The organism is Streptomyces pristinaespiralis, from assembly GCF_001278075.1.
In the GTDB taxonomy this organism is placed as follows: domain Bacteria; phylum Actinomycetota; class Actinomycetes; order Streptomycetales; family Streptomycetaceae; genus Streptomyces; species Streptomyces pristinaespiralis.
The window spans coordinates 661,907-682,143 of the sequence record NZ_CP011340.1; the positions used below are offsets into that span (position 1 = coordinate 661,907).

Annotated in this window: 14 protein-coding genes and 1 pseudogene; 4 read left to right on the top strand and 11 right to left on the bottom strand. The window is 70.3% G+C overall.

Annotation, left to right across the window (positions count from 1 at the left end; all coding sequences use genetic code 11):
• Complete coding sequence (locus tag SPRI_RS02620; RefSeq protein ID WP_053556671.1) at positions 1-2,988, bottom strand: carbohydrate binding domain-containing protein; 2,988 nt, start codon at positions 2,986-2,988, stop codon at positions 1-3.
• Between the two features lie 422 nt (positions 2,989-3,410).
• Positions 3,411-3,884, bottom strand: a complete 474-nt coding sequence (locus SPRI_RS02625; RefSeq protein ID WP_037773005.1) for a lamin tail domain-containing protein — start codon at positions 3,882-3,884, stop codon at positions 3,411-3,413.
• Between the two features lie 486 nt (positions 3,885-4,370).
• On the opposite strand from SPRI_RS02625, the pseudogene SPRI_RS40030 reads away from it, so the two are divergent.
• Positions 4,371-4,526: pseudogene (locus SPRI_RS40030) on the top strand (helix-turn-helix domain-containing protein); the annotation flags it as partial.
• Between the two features lie 157 nt (positions 4,527-4,683).
• Here SPRI_RS40030 and SPRI_RS02630 read toward each other — a convergent pair.
• The 5 genes from SPRI_RS02630 to SPRI_RS02650 all read right to left on the bottom strand — a co-directional run bounded on the left by SPRI_RS02630 (position 4,684) and on the right by SPRI_RS02650 (position 11,546).
• On the bottom strand, positions 4,684-5,859 hold the full coding sequence (locus SPRI_RS02630; RefSeq protein WP_005307964.1) for a serine hydrolase domain-containing protein: 1,176 nt from the start codon (positions 5,857-5,859) through the stop codon (positions 4,684-4,686).
• A gap of 513 nt (positions 5,860-6,372) precedes the next feature.
• Complete coding sequence (locus SPRI_RS02635; protein WP_005307967.1) at positions 6,373-8,145, bottom strand: ABC transporter ATP-binding protein; 1,773 nt, start codon at positions 8,143-8,145, stop codon at positions 6,373-6,375.
• Between the two features lie 108 nt (positions 8,146-8,253).
• Positions 8,254-9,174, bottom strand: coding sequence for a carbohydrate ABC transporter permease (locus tag SPRI_RS02640; RefSeq protein ID WP_078535175.1), 921 nt, complete (start codon positions 9,172-9,174; stop codon positions 8,254-8,256).
• Positions 9,171-10,139, bottom strand: a complete 969-nt coding sequence (locus tag SPRI_RS02645) for a carbohydrate ABC transporter permease (RefSeq protein ID WP_005307969.1) — start codon at positions 10,137-10,139, stop codon at positions 9,171-9,173. The genes SPRI_RS02640 and SPRI_RS02645 overlap by 4 nt, the downstream gene beginning before the upstream one ends.
• Before the next feature lie 87 nt (positions 10,140-10,226).
• The gene (locus SPRI_RS02650; protein ID WP_005307970.1) at positions 10,227-11,546 is read right to left on the bottom strand and encodes an ABC transporter substrate-binding protein; all 1,320 of its coding nucleotides are present in this window, start codon (positions 11,544-11,546) and stop codon (positions 10,227-10,229) included.
• Between the two features lie 267 nt (positions 11,547-11,813).
• Here SPRI_RS02650 and SPRI_RS02655 point away from each other — a divergent pair, with 267 nt between their 5' ends.
• Positions 11,814-14,213: a glycoside hydrolase family 2 protein gene (locus SPRI_RS02655; protein ID WP_037773007.1), complete on the top strand. Its 2,400-nt coding sequence runs from the start codon at positions 11,814-11,816 to the stop codon at positions 14,211-14,213.
• Positions 14,210-15,241 carry a LacI family DNA-binding transcriptional regulator gene (locus tag SPRI_RS02660; protein ID WP_005307972.1) on the top strand — a complete coding sequence of 344 codons (1,032 nt, stop codon included), beginning with the start codon at positions 14,210-14,212 and terminating at the stop codon, positions 15,239-15,241. Before SPRI_RS02655 ends, SPRI_RS02660 begins: the two co-directional genes overlap by 4 nt.
• Positions 15,242-15,327: 86 nt before the next feature.
• Here the strand turns inward: SPRI_RS02660 and SPRI_RS02665 are convergent, their stop codons facing one another.
• The 4 genes from SPRI_RS02665 to SPRI_RS02680 all read right to left on the bottom strand — a co-directional run bounded on the left by SPRI_RS02665 (position 15,328) and on the right by SPRI_RS02680 (position 19,105).
• Positions 15,328-16,656, bottom strand: coding sequence for a cellulase family glycosylhydrolase (locus tag SPRI_RS02665; RefSeq protein WP_037773009.1), 1,329 nt, complete (start codon positions 16,654-16,656; stop codon positions 15,328-15,330).
• A 426-nt stretch (positions 16,657-17,082) separates the two neighbouring features.
• Positions 17,083-18,048, bottom strand: coding sequence for an ROK family protein (locus SPRI_RS02670; RefSeq protein ID WP_037773010.1), 966 nt, complete (start codon positions 18,046-18,048; stop codon positions 17,083-17,085).
• Between the two features lie 127 nt (positions 18,049-18,175).
• Complete coding sequence (locus tag SPRI_RS02675; protein ID WP_005307976.1) at positions 18,176-18,589, bottom strand: VOC family protein; 414 nt, start codon at positions 18,587-18,589, stop codon at positions 18,176-18,178.
• Positions 18,590-18,706: 117 nt separating this feature from the next.
• On the bottom strand, positions 18,707-19,105 hold the full coding sequence (locus tag SPRI_RS02680; protein ID WP_005307984.1) for a winged helix-turn-helix transcriptional regulator: 399 nt from the start codon (positions 19,103-19,105) through the stop codon (positions 18,707-18,709).
• Positions 19,106-19,249: 144 nt separating this feature from the next.
• Here SPRI_RS02680 and SPRI_RS02685 point away from each other — a divergent pair, with 144 nt between their 5' ends.
• The gene (locus tag SPRI_RS02685) at positions 19,250-20,095 is read left to right on the top strand and encodes an NAD(P)H-binding protein (RefSeq protein WP_005307986.1); all 846 of its coding nucleotides are present in this window, start codon (positions 19,250-19,252) and stop codon (positions 20,093-20,095) included.
• The last annotated feature ends 142 nt before the right edge of the window (positions 20,096-20,237 follow it).

Sequence of the window (20,237 nt, forward strand, 5' to 3'; positions counted from 1 at the left end):
CTACTTCAGGTAGGGGCCGGCCGTTCCGATCTTGCCGGTGCCGCCCAGGACGTAGACCCGCAGGTTGCCCTTTCCGGGCGCGGCGACGCTGAGCCTGCCGTCGGTGACGGTCCTGGTGTCGCCGGTAACCGCATCGGTGTAGGTGCCGTTGGGGATGCCGGTGTAGACGGCGCCGTCGGTGACGGTGACGAGTGCGAAGCTGTCCGTACCGCCGCTGGTGTAGCGCCGTTTGAACGCCATGCCACCGCTGATGCCCTCGGTGGAGTACTGGCCCATCTGCAGGGCGGGGATCGCCCTGCGGATCTCGTTCAGCCGCTGCACATGCTTGACGAGCGGCTTTTCCAGGGTGGTGGCGACGGCGCCGGTGGCGGAGTCGACCTTGGAGAAGCCGGAGGTCCTGACGTCGCCGGCGACGTGGTCGCCGTAGTAGGCGCGGCCGGTGGTGGCGAGCGGGCAGGACGGGCCGCAGTCGATCTTCTTGCCGGCCTGGAACTCGATCTCGGAGCCGTAGTAGAGGGTGGGGATGCCGCGGAAGGTCCACATCAGGGACATGTTCTCGGCCCAGGCGTCGGTGCCGCCGGCGTAGCGTTCATGGCCCTTGTTGGGGCCGTAGTCGTGGCTGTCGACGTAGACGACGTTGTAGGTGGCGTCGTTGTAGCTGTCGTCGGAGTCCTTGCCGTTGTGGAAGGCGTTGTGGGCGTCGCCGAAGTTCATGTGCATGCGCATGTCGATGACGTTCATCCCGGAGAACCTGCTGTGGTCCGGGGCGTGGTAGCTGTTGCCGTCCAGGAAGGCGTTGGTCGAGGTGGGCTGGCTCGCCGTGCCGGCCTGCTGCTCGTAGTCGTACATCTCGAGCGCCGCCTTGGCGTCGTCGAGCGCGTACTCCTTGCGCTCCTTCCACGTGTAGAACTGGGCGGAGTGGTTGACCGAGCCGCGGTTCCACTTGTCGTTGACGAAGGCGGCGACCTCGCCGAAGACGAAGAAGTTCTTCGCGGCCTCTGCGCCGTGCTGCCGGGTGACGCGTTCCTGGATGGCGGGCAGGAAGCGGCGGTTCCAGGTGGTGCGCGGGATGTGGACGGCCGTGTCGACGCGGAAGCCGTCGACACCCATGTCGATGTACTTGTTGTAGGCGCCGATCAGGTAGTTCTGGACCTGGGCGCTCTCGGTGTGGAGGTCCGCGAGGTCGTCGTGCAGCCAGCAGGAACGGGAGTCCTCGCCCTCCCAGTTGCCGATCCAGCAGTTGTGGTAGAGCGACTTGGGGAACATGCCGGAGGTGGGGCTGGGCCACTGGCAGTTGTAGAGGGTGAGGCCGGCGGGGGACGTTCCCTGCGGCTTGCCCCAGTTGAGGCAGGTGTTCCCGGACGGTTCGGCGGTGGACCACAGGTCGCCGTTGTAGTACGACTTGCCGCTCTTCGGGTCGACGGTCAGGCCGTCGTACTCGAAGCCGGGCTGCTTCTCGTCGTAGTACCAGCTCCATTGGGTGTCGCGCACCCCGTAGACGGTGGGCACGAACAGGCCCTTGGCGCCCCAGCGGGAGGAGTGGTTGTACACGACGTCCTGGTAGATCTTCATGCCCTTGGCGTGGGCCGCGTTGATCAGGTCCTGGTAGGAGGCGCCGGCGGACTCCAGGCGGGGATCGACCTTGTAGAAGTCCCAGCCGTGGTAGCCGTGGTAGTCGTAGTCGGACCGGTTGAGGACCACCGGTGTGATCCAGACGGCGGAGAAGCCGAGGCCCTTGATGTAGTCCAGCTTGTTGACGAGACCCTTGAAGTCGCCACGGAACATGGGGTCGTTGTTCGCGGCGTTGCCCGAGGTGGTGTGCTGGTTGCCGCCGCGGTTGTTCGTCGTGTCGCCGTCGTTGAAGCGGGCGGTCAGGACGAAGTAGATCGGGTCCTTGCGGGGGTCGGTGCCCAGGGGCTTGCCGGCGGCGGGCGTGCCGGGCCGGGTGCCGGTGGTCGCCGTCGCGGCGGCGGAGGCCGCCGACACGTTCCCGGCGGCGTCCACCGCCTTCACCGTGTAGGTGTAGGCGGTCCGCTCCGCCAGGCCGCCGTCGGAGAAGACGGTCGAGGCGACATCGCTCACGACGGTGCCGCCCGCGCCGCCGGTGCGGGTCACCTGGTACTTGGTGACGCCCCGGTCGTCGGTGGACGGCTCCCAGGTGAGGACGACGGACACGCCGTCCGCGCTCGCCGTCACCCGGGTGGGCGCCGTCGGCGCCCGGGTGTCGGGCACCTCACCGGCGCACGGGTCGGTCGCGCCGGGGGTCACGGTGTTGTCGCGGACCGTGCTGGTGCCCGTGCCGATGGTGTAGTCGGCGCCGTTGTTGTTGTCCCAGACGCCGTTGCCGTTGTTGAAGGCGGCGTTCAGGGAAGTGGCCGGTCCGAGGTCGAGGGTCTGCTTCCACCAGCCGGCACAGGCGGCCTGCATGCCGATGCCCGGTACCGCGGTCCACGCCCCGCCCGCGGGCCGGTAGTGGATGTTCGCCGTCGACCAGGCCAGCGCGTGGGTCGAGAAGAACACCGTGGCGGCGTTGCCCGGTGCGGGCGTCGGGTCCGGGTCCTCACCGCCCGCGCAGGGGTCGGAGTGGGCGACGACGCCGTCCTTGACCGTGATGCTGCCGGTGCCGAGGGCGTAGTTCTTGCCGCCGTTGTTGTCCCATGTGCCGGAGCCGTTGTTGAAGGTGGCCTTGAGGCCGGCCGCGGCGCCGAGGTCCACCGTCTTCTTCACCCAGTCCGCGCAGGCGGTCTCCATCGCCACGCCCGGGACGGTGGTCCACGATCCGCCGTCAGGGGCGTAGTGCAGGTTGTAGGCCGACCAGTTCTTGGTCTTCGTGTAGTAGAAGATCGTTGCCGTGCTCTCGGCCGCCGCCACCGGGGCGGTCGCGGGCTCCGCGGGACCGGGAACGGCCGCGGTCAGGCCCAGCAGGGCGCAGGCGGCGACGGCTGCCGCCAGAGGGCGTCGGAGCACCCGGGCAGGAGTGCGTTTCATGCGTCTCTCCATGGGAGGCCACGGCGTGGGTACGCCGTGGATGTCGACATCCGCAGATGCTCGGTGAGCACCTGTCCGAACCGGCCCACTGCTTCGACGCGCCGCCAAGCCGCAGGATCCGCACCCGGAAGTGCGGTCAGAAAGTTTCCGAAACTCCTTACAACGGCGGGAAGTTACCGGTGGAATGCCGTCACGTAAAGAGGCTGCGTCCAGGCCGGTGCCGCAGGCCCGGCAGCCGCCCCCGTGAGCGGTGACGCCGCTCCGCTGTCAGGACAGATCCGCCCGGGCACAGCGATCGGCCGGCGCCTCGCGGGACTCACGAGGCGCCGGCCGGGTCTGCGGTGGTGCACCGGGCGGCACGGTGCCCGGCGGACCGGACGGGCGAGGTGGGGACACCTCAGGCCGCCCGGCCGGGCCGCGCGTCAGCGGCGGTGGTTACGCCCCCAGGCCTCGGTGTCGACGGTGTGGCCGCGGTGGTCGAGCAGCGTCGCCTTGTCGGAGCGCTCGTCCCAGACCGAGTGGCGGCGGTCCTGGTAGAGGTCGGTGCGGGTGTCGCGCCCCATGCCGGTGTGGACACGGACCGTCGAGCGGCCGGCGAGACGGTAGTCGTCGAAGCGGTACCGGTTGCCGTCGCGGTCGCGCAGGGTCCAGCCGTCGAGGTCGACCGGACGGCGGCCGTTGTTGGTGATCTCGACCCACTCGGCGTTCAGCGCCCGGTTGGAGCGGTGGCCGCGGTCGCGGTCGCCGGTCTGCACGGCACTGATCTCGACCCGCGCGTCCTGGCGGTGCCGACGGTCGCCGTCGTGGGCGGAGGCCGGCAGTGCGACGGCCGAGACGACGGCACCGGCGGCGAGAACGGTCGCCGCGATGCGACGGGAGGTTGAAGCAGCAGACATAGGTGATGTCTCCTCGAAACTGTGCGCCACCCGCTGCACGAGCGGTGGTGGCGGTGCGGGTCACCGGGCCCGTGACGGGCCGGCGGACCAGACTCTGCGGCCGCGGCGTGCGGCGCCGACGCGGCGACCGACCGAGTTACCATTTACGGACATTTCCGTAACTGTCGACTGTAGGGGTCACACGAACAAGGCCGCCGTGGCCCTGACATCCACTGACGGATACATCGACCGCTCACGAGCAGCGGGAAGCCCTCGCTCGCGGCCGCACGCCGTCGGGCGCGCCACCCCGCGCACCACCCGATACATCGACTCCCGTTCCGGTAACAGCAGTTCTGCACGTTTCTTCGCACGTTCGGCCAGTCGTCGCACATCTGCCCAGGCGTCGTGCATCCGGCCGCCAGCGCGCAGGGGGCGGTGCCCGGTCGTCGGACCTCGGGGAAGCGGGCCCGGTCGGCAGAGGTACGACCGGAACACTCGCGGTGCAGGACGACCGCCGCGCGGCTGCCGCGGGAGTCGGACCTCCCGCTGACGACGGTGGCGGCACGGACCGGCTACGGATCGGAGTTCGCCCTCGCCAAGGCGTCCAAGCGGGAGTTCGGGCTCGCGCCCGGCGGGTACCGGCGCCGGGCCCGCGCCGCGTGACAGCTGCCGCTTCCGCCCCGGCAGCCCTCGTACGATGCCTGCGGCCGTCGCGTGACGGTCACAGGCATCCGCCGGCCGCCGGTTCTCGGGTGACGCCGGGTCCCGCTTGGCCGGAGGCATCCGCCCGCCGCCGGCTCTCGGGTGACGCCGGGTCCCGCTACTCGCGGAGCAGTGCGCAGACGAAGTTCTCCTGGATGGCCCTGAGTTTCGCCAGCAGGACCGGCTTGTTCTGCTGGTTCACCTGAGTGTTGATCGAGAACGTGAGTGAGCGGCTGCCGTCCCCCGTGGCGGCGATCAACTGCGTGTAGCCGGGGAAGTTGCCCGTGTGTCCGTACACGACACCGCAGCGGGTCTTGTAGCGGAAGATCGCGAGGCCTGCCTCGTTGTCACCGGGGCCTGCCGGTTCGGAGGCGCCGTCGATCCAGCGGCGCTGCTCGCGGAGCGTGTTCTTCGAGATCAGCGCACCGCTCGCGTGACCGCGGACGAAGGACGTCATGTCCTCGGGCGTCGAGACGATGCCGCCGGAAGCCCAGACGCCGGAGGCGCTGAGCAGCTCGCTGACGTCCTCCGGCGGGTCGGGCGGGGTGACGTCGTAGCCGTGCAGGTAGGGCCGGGGCATGCGGTAGCCCTGCGGGAGGCTCGTGTTCCGCAGGTGCAGCGGGCGGTACACGAGCCTGTCCAGGAGTTCCTCGTAGCGGCTGCCCGTCGCCGCCTCCGCCATCAGGGCCACGGCGATGTTGCCGGAGTTGGAGTACCGGTAGCGCGAGCCGGGCGGGAACGCGAGCGGCTCGTCCGCGACGAAGTCGAGGAGCCGGCGGGAGTCGAAGCGGCGACGCGGGTCGGCGAGCAGCAGGTCCTGGAACTCCCGGTCGGCCGAGTAGTCGGGCAGCCCGCTGGTGTGGTCGAGCAACTGGCGGAGCGTCACCTCGTGCCAGGCGCGCGGCAGGTCGGGCAGCCGTCGGCCGATGGTGTCGTCGAGGCGCAGCTCCCCCCGGTCCACGAGTCGCAGCGCGACGGCTCCGCTGTAGGCCTTGGCCGTGCTGGCGATGCGCATGTGGTCCGTGGTCCTCGGAAGGCGGCCGGCGGCGACGTCGGCTACACCTGCGCGCACGACCTGCGTGTCGTGGCCGCGCTCGAGGACCGCGATCGCGCCGGGCGGCCCGCCTGGCGCGGAGATCAGCTCGCGCAACTGACGCCGGAGCGTGCTGTCGTGGCCGGCGTCGGGGTGCTCCCCCGCCTGGACGGGGGCGGTCGCGGTCCCGGCCAGACAGGCAGCTGCCAGGAGGGCCACGACAGGCAGCCGGCGGCGGGCGGATCTGTTGTGCAGCGGCATGGTGGATCTCCCGGTGGGTGGGGACGGCGCGAGGCACGCCCAGCATCGGCCGGGTGCCTCGGCGGTGCCCGCCCGCCTGCTCCATCCGGGCGAGCCGGCCGCGGGCGCCGGAGCGTCTACGCGGGACGGCCGCCTCGCCCCGGCGCGTGACCGGGACGCCGCGGCGCCGTCAACACGCACCGGTGGGCCGCGGCCGCGACCCGGTGGGGTCAGGGACTCGACGGGGCCCGGACGGCGGCGAGTCTCACCCCGTCGGGGCGCGCGGACGCCTTCGAGCCGTCGACACGGGCCGGTGGGGCCGCGGACCGCTGCACGGTCCGGTCGGATCAAGGCCCCGGCCCCGGCCCGACGACGCCGGGGCATCGACACGGCGTCGGACGGCGTCAAGGCCTCGACCCGGCCGCTGGATTGGTGGCCCGGCCGGGCCCGGACGGCGGCGAGCGTCGGCCGTGGCGCGGTCGGCGCCGAGGCCTCAGCCCGGCGCGGGCGCCGACGCCGCAGACCTCGGTGGGGTCAGGACATCTGTGCGCTCTGGAGGCGGGCGTAGGCTCCGGCCCGCGCCAGCAGTTCCGCGTGCGTGCCCGCCTCCTGGACGCGGCCGTGTTCCAGGACCACGATCCGGTCGGCGTTCTTGATGGTCGACAGCCGGTGGGCGACGATGAACACCGTACGGCCCGCGACCAGTCGGGCCAGGGCCTGCTGGATCAGGGCCTCCGAGTGGGCGTCGAGCGCCGAGGTCGCCTCGTCGAGGACCAGCACGCGCGGGTCGCGGATCAGCGCCCTCGCGATGGCCAGCCGCTGGCGCTGCCCGCCGGACAGGCGGGCACCGCGCTCACCGACCACGGTGTCGAGGCCGTGGGGAAGGCGGTCGACGAACTCGGCCGCGTTGGCGTCGGCCAGGGCGCGGCGGATGGCCCGCTCGTCCACGTCCGGCAGCCCGTAGGCGACGTTGTCGCGGATGCTGCCCTCGAAGAGGATCGACTCCTGCGGGACGACGGAGAGGAACCGCCGGTAGCTGCGCAGGTCCAGGTCCGCGAGGTCGCGGCCGTCGAGGAGGATCCGGCCACCGGTCGCGCGGTGGAAGCCGAGCACGAGATTGAGCACGGTGGACTTGCCGGCGCCGGAGCCGCCGACGAGGGCGACGGTCTGTCCGGCGGGAACGGTGAGATCGAGGCGGTCGAGGGCCGGCCGGTCGCCACCGTCGTCGTCGTAGGTGAGGCTCACGCCCTCGAAGCGGAACTCCCCCGCCACGGCGGCGACATGTTCCTTGCCGTCGTTCTCCTCCAGGTCCGGGGCCTGGAGGACCTCACCGACGGACCGCACGGACTCGAGCGCCTTGCCGATGACGGGCGCCAGGGTCAGCAGGGTGGTGACGGAGCCGGTGAGGCTGGAGAAGTAGGCGCTGAGCATGACCACGGCGCCCGGTGTGATGTCGAGCCAGCCGTAGTAGGCGACGAGGGCGGCGCCGGCCAGGCAGCCCATGCCGAGGGTGTTGAGGACCATCCAGGACAGCGACCCGAACCGCCCGTTGAGGAGATCCAGCCGTGAGCCTTCGCGCAGCACCGTGTCGAGGTCGTGGTCGACCCGGCGCAGGGCCGTGCGTTCCAGGGCGTGGGCACGGGTGATGGGGATGAGCGTGGTCATCTCGCTGACGCTGGACGACAGCCGCTCCACGGAACGGCGGAAGGAGGCGTTACGGTCGCGCAGACGGGACCGGAGGGTCACCACGATGAGGGCCGAGGCCGGGACCAGGACGACGAACACGGGCAGGAAGGCGGGCGTGACGACGGCGATGACGGCCAGCCCGCCGGTGAGGGTGGCCGCGGCGGTCAGGCCGTTGTCCGCCGCCTGCTGCACGCCGGTCTCCAGGGTCTCCACGTCGCGGATCACCTTCGCGTGCAGCACGGAGGAGCTCGTGCGGGTGTGGAAGCCGATGGACAGCTGCTGCATGCGCTGGACGAGTGCCGACCGCAGATCGCGGCCGACACGGCGGACGGAGCCGTGCATCCAGTGCACGTAGAGCAGATGCAGCGGCAGGTTGAGCGCGAGGACGACGAGCATGACGGCGCAGTTCCACCACAGCTCGGATATGGGGCGCTGCTCCACCACGACGTCGATGATGTTCGCCGTCACCGGCGGCAGGAGCCACACAGGGGTGTGCTTGCCGAAGAACACGGCGACCGCGCCTGCCAGGCGGGCGCGTTCGGGCCGGAAGAGATAGCGCAGTGTGCGGACGGGATGCTCACCGCGGTACCGGTGGTCGAGCGGACTCTCCGGCGTGGCCATCGACGGTCTCCCCTTTTTCTCATGGCGGTGCTCGTCCTTCATGGCTCGCCCCTGTCCGGGCGTGCCGCGGCGCGGGTGCGCCGCGGCTGCGCGCGAACGGTGGTGCCGCTACTTGGTCGCGCCTTGGGCGAAACCGTTGTAGATGTACCGCTGCAGGAACAGGAAGATGGCCAGGGTCGGCAGGATCACCAGGATCGCGCCGGCCGAGATGTTCTCCCAGTGGGCCCCGAAGGGCCCTTTGAAGCGGAACAGGGCGGTGGAGATCGTGCCCAGTTCCTGGGACGGCATGTAGAGGAAGGGGATGTAGAAGTCGTTGTAGACGGTGATCCCCTTGATGATCACCACCGTCGCGATCGCCGGCTTGAGCAGCGGCAGGATGACCTTGCGGTAGACGGTGAAGGAGTTCGCGCCGTCCAGCCGTGCGGCTTCGTCGAGGGAGATCGGGATGCCCCGGACGAACTGCAGGAAGATGTAGATCGAGACGATGTCCGTGCCCATGTAGAGCAGGATCGGCGCCCACCGGCTGTCGAACAGGCCGAAGCTGTTGACCACTTGGAAGGTGGCGACCTGCGTGGTGACACCCGGCACCAGTGTGGCGATAAGGAACAGCGCCATGACCAGCTTCTTCGCGCGGAAGTGGAAGCGGTCGATCGCGTACGCGGTCATGGAGCCGATGATCACCGTGCCGGTGATCGAGAAGAGCAGGATGAACGCGGTGTTCCCGAACGCGGTCAGCATCTTCCCGTCGGAGAACGCGGTCGCGTAGTTGCCGAAGTTGAGCCAGTCCCCCGGCAGGGAGAGCGCACCGCCGTCGGCCACCTCGCCGGAGGTCTTGAGCGAGGTGAGGAAGACGACGACAAGGGGCAGCAGCACCACCAGCGAGCCGGCGACCAGCGACAGGTACACCAGCGCCCGGCCGATGCGGCCCGCTCGGGGGTTTTGCCGGGACGCGTCCGTCCACCGGGCCTCGTCCGTCCGCCGGGGCGCGGGCTCCCGCGGTGGCAGGTTCGTCTGCGGGGCCGTGGTCATACGAGGTCCACCTTGTCGTCGGGTACGAGACGGCGCTGTATCCAGGTGATCAGCAGGATGATCACAAGCAGTACGACGGCGGCGGCGGACGCCAGCCCCGTCTTGTTGAACTGGAAGGCGAGCTTGACCGTCTGGATGACGAAGGTCGAGGTGCCGGTCGCGCCGCCGGTCATGATGTAGGGGATCTCGAAGACCGAGAGGGATCCGGAGACCGCCAGGATGATGCTCAGGCTCAGCACGGGCTTGATGCTCGGGGCGATGATGTGCCGGAACTGCTGCCACCTGCTCGCGCCGTCCAGCTGTGCGGCCTCGTAGAGCTCACCGGGGATGGACTGGATCGCCCCGAGGAACAGGACGAAGTTCAGGCCGGTGAACCGCCAGACGGACACGCCGGCCAGTGATGTGTTGGCGGAGGTGGGGTCGCCGAGCCAGGCACGGTCGGTGTCGGCGCCGAACCAGGAGAGGACCGAGTCCAGCGTGCCGCCGTCCTGGAAGAAGTACAGGAAGACGAAGCCGATGGCCACGCCGTTGATCAGGTAGGGGAAGAAGAGAATCCCCTTGAACAGGTTGCGGAAGCGGAGATCGAAGCTGAGGACCGTCGCGAAGTACAGCGCGACGACGATCTGCACGGCGGACGCGGCGAGGTAGTAGAAGCTGACGAAGAACACCCGGAACAGCTCGGGCCGGGTGAAGATCTGGGAGTAGTTGTCGACTCCGGTGAAGTTGCGGTCCGGGCTGACGCCGTCCCAGTCGGTGAAGCTGTAATAGATCATGTTCCCCACGGGGACGTAGGTGAACGTGATCAGGAGCGCCAGGGGCACGGCCAGGAACATCCACGGGGTGATCCGGCGCAGCGTCCGCCCCCGCCGTTGCGGCGTGCCGTGGGCGCTCGCCGTCCCGGTCCTGCGCCAGGAAGTGCCGGGGCGCGGCGGTCGCGCGGCCGCCGTCTTTGTCGTCTCGGTCATGTCGGGCCTTTCGTCGTCCGCTGATGCGCGGCAGGCGTCGGCCCCCGGCCGGTGTGGTGCGGCCGGGGCCCCTGCCTCCGCCGTCGGTCAGGAGCCGGCGGTCTTCGCTGCCTCGTCCCACCTCTTGTCGAGGTCCGCGAAGAACTCCTGGAGGCTGCCGCTCTGGGCGCCGCGGGCGATGTCGACCAGTTTCTGCCGGTAGTCGGGGGTGTTGAGACCGATCTCGGCCGCGTTGTCTATCGCGTTGACCTGCCCTGTCCTGGACTCGGAGCGCTCCACGAAGGTGACATCGTTGTCAACAAAGTCCTTGAGCGTGTCGGGCATGGCGGCCGACTTCACGGTGGGGACGGCGCCCTCCTTCGCGGAGTAGCCGGACTTCTCCGTGAACCAGTCGATCCAGGCCCGGGCCGCTCCCTTGTGCTCGGAGTGGATGTTGACGGCCTGCTGATAGTCGGAGACGACCGTGGCGCAGAACTTGCCGTCCTTCTGCGCGGGGAAGGGCATGAAACCGATGTCGTCCGGCTTCGCGCCGGCCTTCTCGGCCGCGTCCCTCATCTGCGTGATCGACCAGGAGCCGAGCATCATGGCGCCGATCTCACCCTTGGCCACCATGCCCTTGGAGGCTTCCCAGTTGGTGGTGTTGGGGTCCTTCTCGGCCAGCCCGCCCTTGACGATGTCGTGCAGGAGCGTGTCGCTCACATTGAGCTCACCGCCCTGCTTCCAGGGGGAGACGGGGCCCGCCAGCTTGTTGCCGGCGTCGCCGTCACAGGTGACGGAGCCGATGTTGCCGCCCCACTGGACCAGGGGCCAGCCGTCCTTGAAGTTGGTGTAGTACGGCACGGCGTCGGTCCTGGACTTGATCGCCCGGAGTCCGGCGAGGAACTCGGCCGGAGTGGTGGGCCACTTGGTGACGCCGGCCTTCTTCCAGACCGACTTGTTGTAGACGAAGCCGTTGGCCGTGCCGAACTGGGCGATGCCGTAGACCTTGCCGCCGACGTCCGTCTTGTCGCTGAAGCGGTACTTGGCGGTCAGCTCCTCGGTGGGGCCGAGGGGCGCGAAGAACTTCGGGTAGTCGTTCTTTGCCACGGCGGCCGGGATCATGAGGACGTCACCGTAGTCGTCGGTGTTCATCCGGATCTTGACCTCCCCCTCGTAGTCGGTGAGGCCCTCGAACTTCACCCTGACGTTGGGGTAGGTCTTCTTGAACTCCGCCGCGTACGCGTCCATCGCGCCGCTCTGGACAAGATCCGTGCGGTGGGTGAGGACCGTGATCTTGCCGGACACCTCGTGCGGTTCGGCGGGAGCCGTCGCCGTCTCGGCGGAGGGTGTCCCTCCGCCACTGCACCCCGCGACGGTCAAGGTCGCGACGGCGAGAAGCGCGCCCGCGAGCGTCTTCTTCTTCCCCATGTGCCCAACTCCTTCAGGATTGCGGCTCAGGTCCGGGTGGGATGTCGGCACTATGGCAGGCCCGAGGTGAACCGGTAAAGCTCTGATTTCCACCACGATGCCTAATCGTTACCAGCGAACTGCTTCCATGCCCTTCACCGGGGCGTCTTGTGGCCAGTTGATGAACCCAACCGCGTCTTGACCGGTTTATGGACAGGATCTGATCACCGGGTTAGGTTGTGCGACGTCGTACATCCACGGCCTGAGTCAGGCGATTGGAGCCGCACCATGAAGGACGTCACCCAGCTCACCGAGGGGTGGAGCGTGCGCCACGAAGAGGCGCTGCTCCCGGCTCGGGTCCCCGGCTGCGTCCACACCGATCTGCTGGCCGCCGACGTCATCCCCGACCCCTTCATCGGACTCAACGAGACCGAGGTGGCCTGGGTCGGCCGACGCGGGTGGACCTACCTCACCGACCTGGCGCACGACAGTGCCCACGAGCGGACCGACCTGGTCTTCGACGGCCTCGACACCGCCGCGCGGATCACCCTCGCCGGCCGGGAGCTGGGCCGCACCCGCAACATGCACCGCTCCTACCGCTTCGACGTCACCGGCCGCACCGGGCCCCTGGAGGTCCGCTTCGCCTCCGCCTACGAGGAGGCGGAGGCGGTCCGCTCCCTGACCGGGTCCCGGCCGAACGTCTACCCCGAACCGTCGCAGTACATCCGCAAGATGGCGTGCAGCTTCGGCTGGGACTGGGGCCCGACGCTGGTGACCGCCGGGATCTGGCGGCCGGTCCGGCTGGAGCACTGGTCGACCGCGCGCCTCGCGCGGGTCCGCCCGCTGGTGACCGTCGCCGACGGCGCGGGCCGGGTGGAGGTGCGGCTGGAGGTGGAGCGCACCCGCCGGGGCGAAGGCCGGCCGCTCACGGCGCGCGCGTCGGTCGGCGGGGTGCAGGCCGAGGTGTCCTTCGAGGGCGAAGAGGCGGTACTGGAACTGGAGGTGGCGGACCCGGAGCTGTGGTGGCCGCGCGGGTACGGCCGGCAGCCGCTGTACGACCTCGAGGTCAGGCTGTCCGACGAGAGCGGGCCGCTCGACGGCTGGCAGCGCCGGATCGGCTTCCGCCGGATCGAACTCGACCGTTCGGCCGACGAGCACGGAACGGGCTTCACCCTGGTCGTCAACGGTGTGCGGATCTTCGCGCGCGGGGTCAACTGGATCCCCGACGACGTCTTCCCCTCCCGGATCACTCCAGAGCGCTACCGCGCCCGGCTCCAGCAGGCCGCCGACGCCAACGTGGACCTCGTGCGGATCTGGGGCGGCGGCATCTACGAGGACGACGCGTTCTACGACGCCTGCGACGAGCTCGGCCTGATGGTCTGGCAGGACTTCCTCTTCGCCTGTTCCGCCTACCCGGAGGAGCAGCCGCTGCGCGGAGAGATCGAGGCCGAAGCGCGCGACAACGTTGTCCGACTGATGCCGCACCCCAGCCTGGTGCTGTGGAACGGCAACAACGAGAACCTGTGGGGTTTCAGGGACTGGGGCTGGGAGGGCGAACTCGCGGGCGACTCCTGGGGCGAGGGCTACTACCTCGGCCTGCTGCCGCGTCTGGTCGCCGAGCTCGACCCCACCCGCCCCTACACCGCGGGAAGCCCCTGGTCCGGCTCCTGGGACCACCACCCCAACGACCCCGCCCACGGCACCTTCCACTCGTGGGAGGTGTGGAACCGTCAGGACTACGCCGAGTACCGCACGAGCGTCCCGCGTTTCGTCGCCGAGTTCGGCTGGCAGGCGCCGCCCGCGATCGCGACCCTCAGGCGCGCGCTCCCCGGCGAGCGGCCGGCACCCGACTCCCCCGGCATGCTGCACCACCAGAAGGCCGAGGACGGCAACGGCAAACTGAACCGTGGTGTCGCCCGCCACTTCCCGCTCCCCGACGACGACTTCGACCGCTGGCACTACCTCACCCAGGTCGTCCAGGCCCGTGCCGTCGCCGCCGGCATCGAGCACTGGCGCTCCCACTGGCCCGTCTGCGCGGGCACGGTGGTCTGGCAGCTCAACGACTGCTGGCCGGTCACCTCGTGGTCGGCGGTCGACGGCGACGGCAGGCTCAAGCCCCTCCACCACGAGCTGCGCCGCGTGTACGCGGACCGGCTGCTCACCGTCCAGCCGGGCGACAGCGGCCTGACGCTCGCCGTCGTCAACCAGTCCGCCGGTGTGTGGCGTACCTCGGTGTCCCTGCGCCGGCTGCACGCGGACGGCTCCACGGTGCACGAGGACGTCGTCGACGTCACCGCGGGACCGCGCTCGGTGGTCCGGCTGCCCGTACCCCCGGTGCTCGCACCCGCCGAAGGGTCCGCGAAGGAGTTCCTCGTAGCCGACGCCGACGGGCTGCGCGCCCTCCACTTCCCCGTCCCCGACAAGGATTTCGCCTGTCCGCGGCCCCGGTACGACGTCGCCGTGGAACCGGTTCCCGGCGAGAGCGATAGAGTCGACATCGTGGTGAGCGCACACACTCTGGTCAGAGACCTCCTCCTCCAGGCCGACCGGCTCGGCCCCCGAGCCGCCGCCGACCAGGGCCTGCAGACTCTCCTGCCCGGCGAGCGGACCCGTATCAAGGTCAGCGGCTGCGGTTTCCCGGACGTCCAGGACGTGCGGGCCGCCCTGTTCAGTGTGGACACGATGTGACGGGAACGACGCGCGTCACGATCAAGGACGTCGCCGCCCGTGCCGGTGTCTCCAAGGGGGCGGTCTCGCTCGCCTTCAACCACAAGCCGGGCGTCTCACAGGCCACCCGCGAGCGGATCTTCGCCGCCGCGCGCGAACTGGGCTGGGCGCCGAACCTGACCGCACGCAGCCTCTCCAGCCAGCGGGTCGACATCGTGGGGCTGGCCCTGTGCCGGCCCGCCCGGCTGCTCGGTCTCGAACCGTTCTACATGGAATTCATCTCCGGCATCGAGAGCGTCCTGGCCGACCGCTCCTGTTCGCTGCTGCTGCGCCTGGTACGGGACCTCGACGAGGAGATCGACCTCCACAGGACGTGGTGGCGCAGCCGGACGATCGCCGGAGCGATCCTGGTCGACTTCCACGACGACGACCCGAGGGTGCCGGCGCTGCAGGCCGTCGGCCTGCCGGCGGTCGCCGTCGGGCACCCGTCCCTGACGGGCTCCTTCCCGGCCGTCTGGACGGACGACGCGACGGCGGCCGCCGAGGCGGTCCGCTACCTGGCCGCGCTGGGCCACCGTCGCATCGCGCGCGTCGGCGGCCCGGCCGGACTGGGGCACAGCTCCATCCGGGCGGCCGCCTTCGGGGCCACGATGCGCCAGCTCGGGCTGGAGCAGGGCCGGCAGATCTCCACGGGGTTCGACGGCAAGGAGGGCGCACGGGCCACCCGGTCGCTGCTGCTTTCCGCGGACCGGCCCACCGCCATCGTGTACGACAACGACATCATGGCCGTCGCCGGCGCGGGCGTCGCCGCCGAGATGGGGTTCGTCATCCCGGACGACGTGTCGCTGCTGGCGTGGGACGACTCCCAGCTGTGCCGGATCACCCATCCGACGCTGTCGGCCATGAGTCACGACGTGCACCACTTCGGCGCGGAGGTCGCGCGGACGCTGTTCGCAGTGCTCGACGGCACGCACACCGGGGCGCTTCAGGTGCCCACGCCTTCGCTCACCCCGCGCGGATCCACGGCGCCCGCACCGCAGCGCACCTGACACGGCGGAGATGCTCCAGGGCCCCGGCCTTCCCGGTCGGGGCCCTGGAGCGTTCCGGTGTGCCCGGGGCGGGGCGTGTCGTTGCGTCAGGCCTTGCCGCAGGGGGCGCCGTTGAGGGTGAAGGCGGCGGGGATCCCGTTGGTGCCGTTGGAGGAGCCGTTGAGGCCGAAGCTCACGCTGCCGCCGGCGGGGACGGTCTCGGTCCAGGGCTCATGGGTGGCGCGCACCTGTGCCCCCTGTTGGACGACCTTGGCGTTCCAGGCCGAGTTGACCCTCTGGTCACCGGGGAAGGCGAAGTCGAGCTGCCATCCCTTGACGGCGGTGGTGCCGGTGTTGCGGATCGTCACATCGGCGTTGAAGGAGCTGCCCCAGTCGCTCAGCCGGTAGGTGACCTGGCAGCCGCCGGCTGCCGGGCCGCCGGTGAAGACGCCGGCCTCGCGTGCGGTCTGCTTGATCCCGTCGGCGCCGTTGAAGATGCGCTGACCCCAGGGGCTGAGCTGGGAGGCGTTGAAGCCGACGGCCATGTCGAGGTACTCGACGCCGCCGCCGTTGCCGCTCCAGGACCAGCCCATGTAGCCGACGTCGAACTGCTCCGCCGTCGCCATGATGGCGTCCTCGTCGGGGTTGCCGTCCGAGTGGGCGTCGCCGAATTCGCCGACCACGATGGGCAGTTTGCTGGTCACGAACCGGTTCAGGTAGTCGCGTACCTCGGTCGCGGTGTCGAAGACGCCGTACATGTGGATCGAGAAGACGGTGTTCCGGTCGGGGTCGGCGGCGAACACGCCGGCGGCGTTGTCGCGCATGGTGAACGACCAGTCCTGGCCCCAGTTCGGCGCGTCCACCATGAGGGTGTGGTCGAAGCCGGCGGCGCGAAGCCGCTTGATCGCGTCGGTCGTGCCGGAGGTCCAGGCGCTGTATCCGGAGTTCCCGTAGGGCTCGTTGCCGATGTTCAGGATGACGTACTTCTCCTGCCCCTTGAGCGCGGCCTGGACGTCGATCCAGTAGTCGACGGCGCGCGAGAGCGGCACGGCGGCGCCGGCCTCGCCGTATCCGGTCGTGTCGTGCGCCTCGAGGACGCAGACGAGCCGGTTCGCCTTGCACTGCGCGACGATGTCCGCGACGTCGGCGGCGTCGTTCCTGGTCCACTGGTCGCCCGTGCTGAGCACGACGCGTACGGAGTTGGCGCCCAGCGCCTTGATGTCCTTCAGTGCTTGCGTCGTACGGGTCGGATACCAGGTGTGGGCGTGGTTGACGCCCCGCAGGACGAAGTCGTTGCCGCCCGCGTCCAGCAGCCGGCCGTCGCTGACGTGGAACCCGGACGCCGTCTCCGCCGCATGGGCCGGGGCGGGGGCGGCGAACAGCGTGGCGGCCATGGCCAGCAGCGCTCCCGCCGCGGTGGCCAGTTTCCTTCTCATGGTCTGCTCCCAATGTCGTTGCACGCGCGCCACGGGCGGTGGCCCCGGTGCACGGCACTCTCGAGTCCTTCGGACACTCGTGTCCCGCTGCCGCGATGCACCGGATTCCGGATTCGGGGCTTTCACGTCCGGAATTCGACCGGCCTTGCGATGAATGCACGGCAGGGCGGGACAGGCCCCCGCCGACCGGGTGTTGATCGCGGCTCCCCGGCCGGCGGGAAAGAAAGGCCACCCGGACGGACTGCCGCCATTGCCGGTCGAAGCAGTGTCGAGCGGCGGCAGTTCGCCTTTCCTGCGGGCGACTGGAAGAGAGGCTAAGCGCCGCAAGGCATGGACACAACACTTGAAGCCAAACCGGTTAAGTTTAGTAGTTGTTCATCTCGTACCAGGCACTGCGGACCCGTTCACGCCGTGTCCGCCGCCGCATTACGGACGAGGTGCGACCACCTGCGCGGCCTGGGCCCCGACCGCGGCCGAGGCGGCAGCCGCGGCGCCGACGAGCCCGGCGTCCAGGGCGAGCCGGGCCGGGACGATCGGCACGTCCCGGGTGAAGTCGAGCACGGCGTAGTCGGTCATCCGGCGGCGCAGGGGCTTGAAGAGGGTGTCGCCGGCCTGGGCCACCCCGCCCCCGATCACCACGAGGTCCAGTTCGACGAGGGCTGTCGTCGCCGCGATCGCCGCCGCCAGGGCCTGGGCGGCGCGCTCGTACGCCGCCTTGGCCCGGGCATCGCCGGCCTCGGCCGCGGCGGCGACCGCCGCGGCGTCCGGCGTCGTACCGGCAGGGGCCGTCCAGCCGGCGGCCCGGGCGTGGGCCGCGATCGCCGTGCCGCTGGCCAGTGTCTCGACACAGCCCGGGGCGCCGCAGGCGCAGAGGGGGCCGTCCAGGTCCACCGTGATGTGGCCTATGTGGCCGGCGTTCCCGGAACGCCCGGGATGCAGTCGGCCGCCCAGTACGAGTCCGCCGCCGACACCAGTCGACACCACCATGCACAGGGCGTTGTCCACCCCGCGGGCGGCGCCGAGCCAGTGCTCGGCCGCCGTCATCGCGACGGCGTCGCCGACCAGCACGGGACGGAGGCCGAGCGGGGTGCGCGGATGCGCACGCACGCGCTCGACCAGCGGATACCGGCGCCATGCCGGGATGTTGACCGGGCTGACCGTGCCGGCCGCGGTGTCGAGGGGGCCCGCGCACGCGATCCCGAGGCAGGACAGCGCGTCCCACGCGGGGTGCGCGGCCAGCTCGTCGAGCACGGCCGTCACGGCGTCCATCAGCTCCTGCGCCGGACGCCGGGCAGGGGTGGCCCGCTCGACCCGCACGAGCAGCCCGCCCTCCTCGTCCACGAGCGCGCCGGCGATCTTCGTGCCCCCGATGTCCAGTGCTCCGTACACCATCACGTTCGCCCTTTCATGGAGGGAGCGGATTCATCACTCCGGGGCGTTACTGTGCACGGGATTGACAACGTTGTCCAGTAAACGGTTTAGTAGAGCAATTGTTCAGTCAAGGAATCGGGGCGGTGATCTATCGGCCGACCGGCTGCCCGAGCCCCAGCATGTTGCCCTCGCTGTCCCGGAACCAGGCGCCGAGCTCGCCCGTAGCGCCCTTGCTGGGATAATTCCCCTGAATCTCGGCGACGCCGTCCACGGTCTTCAGGCCGGGCAGATCGACCTCCTCGAACACCACACCGCGCCGCTCGAGTTCATCCATGGCCGCCCGAAGGTCGTCGACCTCCAACGCCATCTGGGTGAAGGTCCCGGGGGAAGCCCCCGCGGACCGGAAAAGAGCGAAGTCCGCGCCGCCGCAGCGGTACAGAAGCCCACCCGGGCGCTCGTCGACCGGTTCGAGTCCGAGCTTGTCCGCGTAGAAGCGCCTCGCTCGCTCCAGGTCCTGCGCGGGCAGCCGAACGGCCACCCGTGCGTTGTCGAGAATCCCCATGCCGCCTCCATCCGTCGGTCAGGACACCCGTGTAACGGTTCGTCAGGGCGATGGGCAACGGGCAGACGTCAGGGGTCGTGGGGGCCGGGGCGCGAAACGGCCACCGGCCCCGGTGGATCACCGCTTCGGATCGGTGTCGTAGTCGTGCCGTGCCTGCTCGACCTTGTCCAGGTTGCCGTCCGCCCATTCGGCCAGGTGCGCGAAGAGCGGGGCGAGGCTGCGGCCGAGCTCACTGATCTCGTACTCGACCCGAGGGGGAACCTCCGGGTGGTAGGTGCGCACGACGAGACCGTCGCGCTCCAGTTGCCTCAGCCGCTGGGTCAGCACCTTCGGCGTGATCCTGGCGATCCGCCGTTCCAGTTCGACGAACCGCTGCCGCCCGTAGGTGTGCAGGCTCCAGAGGATCGGTGTGGTCCACCGGCTGAACACGATGTCGACGACCGGCCCGATCGGACAGGCCAGCTCCGGGTCGGTCGCAGCGGGCGGCGTCCGGGTCGCTTCGCGTGCCATGCACATCCCTCCTGGATAGCCACTTTCCTGTAGGTACCTACTATACGGGCGGTGTTAGCGTCCCCCTCGTCGCCAGGACCTCAAGGCCCGCGGCACTCCGGCCCGTTGCACGGGCATCGGTGACCACACAGGAAACACAGGGGAGTTGTCATGATCGTAGTGACGGGGGCGACCGGTAATGTCGGCCGCTCGCTGGTACAGGTGCTCGCAGCCGGCGGTGAGCGGGTGACCGCGACGTCCCGCACCATCACGGACGCGGACGTCCCGGAGGGCGTCCGGCACCGGACGGCCGACCTGACCGACGCGGAGAGCCTGCGTTCCGTTCTCGACGGCGCCGACGCGCTGTTCCTCCAGAACGGCGGCGCGAGCGCGCACCTGCTGAACCCGCACGAGATCCTGGACGTCGCCAAGGCAGGCGGAGTGCGCAGGGTCGTCCTGCTGTCCTCCCAAGGAGTCGCGACCCGGCCGCGGTCGGCCTCGCACGGGGGCACGGCACGCCTGATCGAGGACGCCGTCCGCGGATCCGGCATGTCCTGGACGATCCTCCGGCCCGGAGGCTTCAACTCCAACGCCTACGCCTGGGCCGAGCCGGTCCGCGCCCACCGGAGCGTCGCCGCACCGTTCGGCGACGTCGGCCTGCCCACCGTCGACCCGGACGACATCGCGGAGGTCGCCGCCGTGGCACTGCGCGAGGACGGGCACGACGGACGGATCTACGAGTTGACCGGGCCCGCGCCGAGCACGCCGCGGCAGCGGGCCGCGGCCATCGGCGAGGCGCTCGGCGAACCGGTCCGTTTCGTCGAGCAGACCCGTGAGGAGGCCCGCGCGGAGATGCTGCGGTTCATGCCGGAAGCAGTCGTGGAGACGACCCTGGCCATCCTCGGCGACCCGACCGGCGCGGAGCAGCGCGTCAGCCCGGACGTCGGGCGCGTTCTCGGCCGTGCGCCGCGCTCCTTCGCCGACTGGGCACGACGGTACGTCGGCGCCTTCCGATAGGTCCGACAGGGCGGCCGTGTCAGGGCGTTGCTGCCGGACCGGTCGTTCCCCCGGCGGGCGAGGGCGCAGGTGACGGCGGCGCGCCCGCCGGCCGATCGCAACTCGCCGTCCCCGGACGGGCGGCGCACCGGCCCCGGGGACC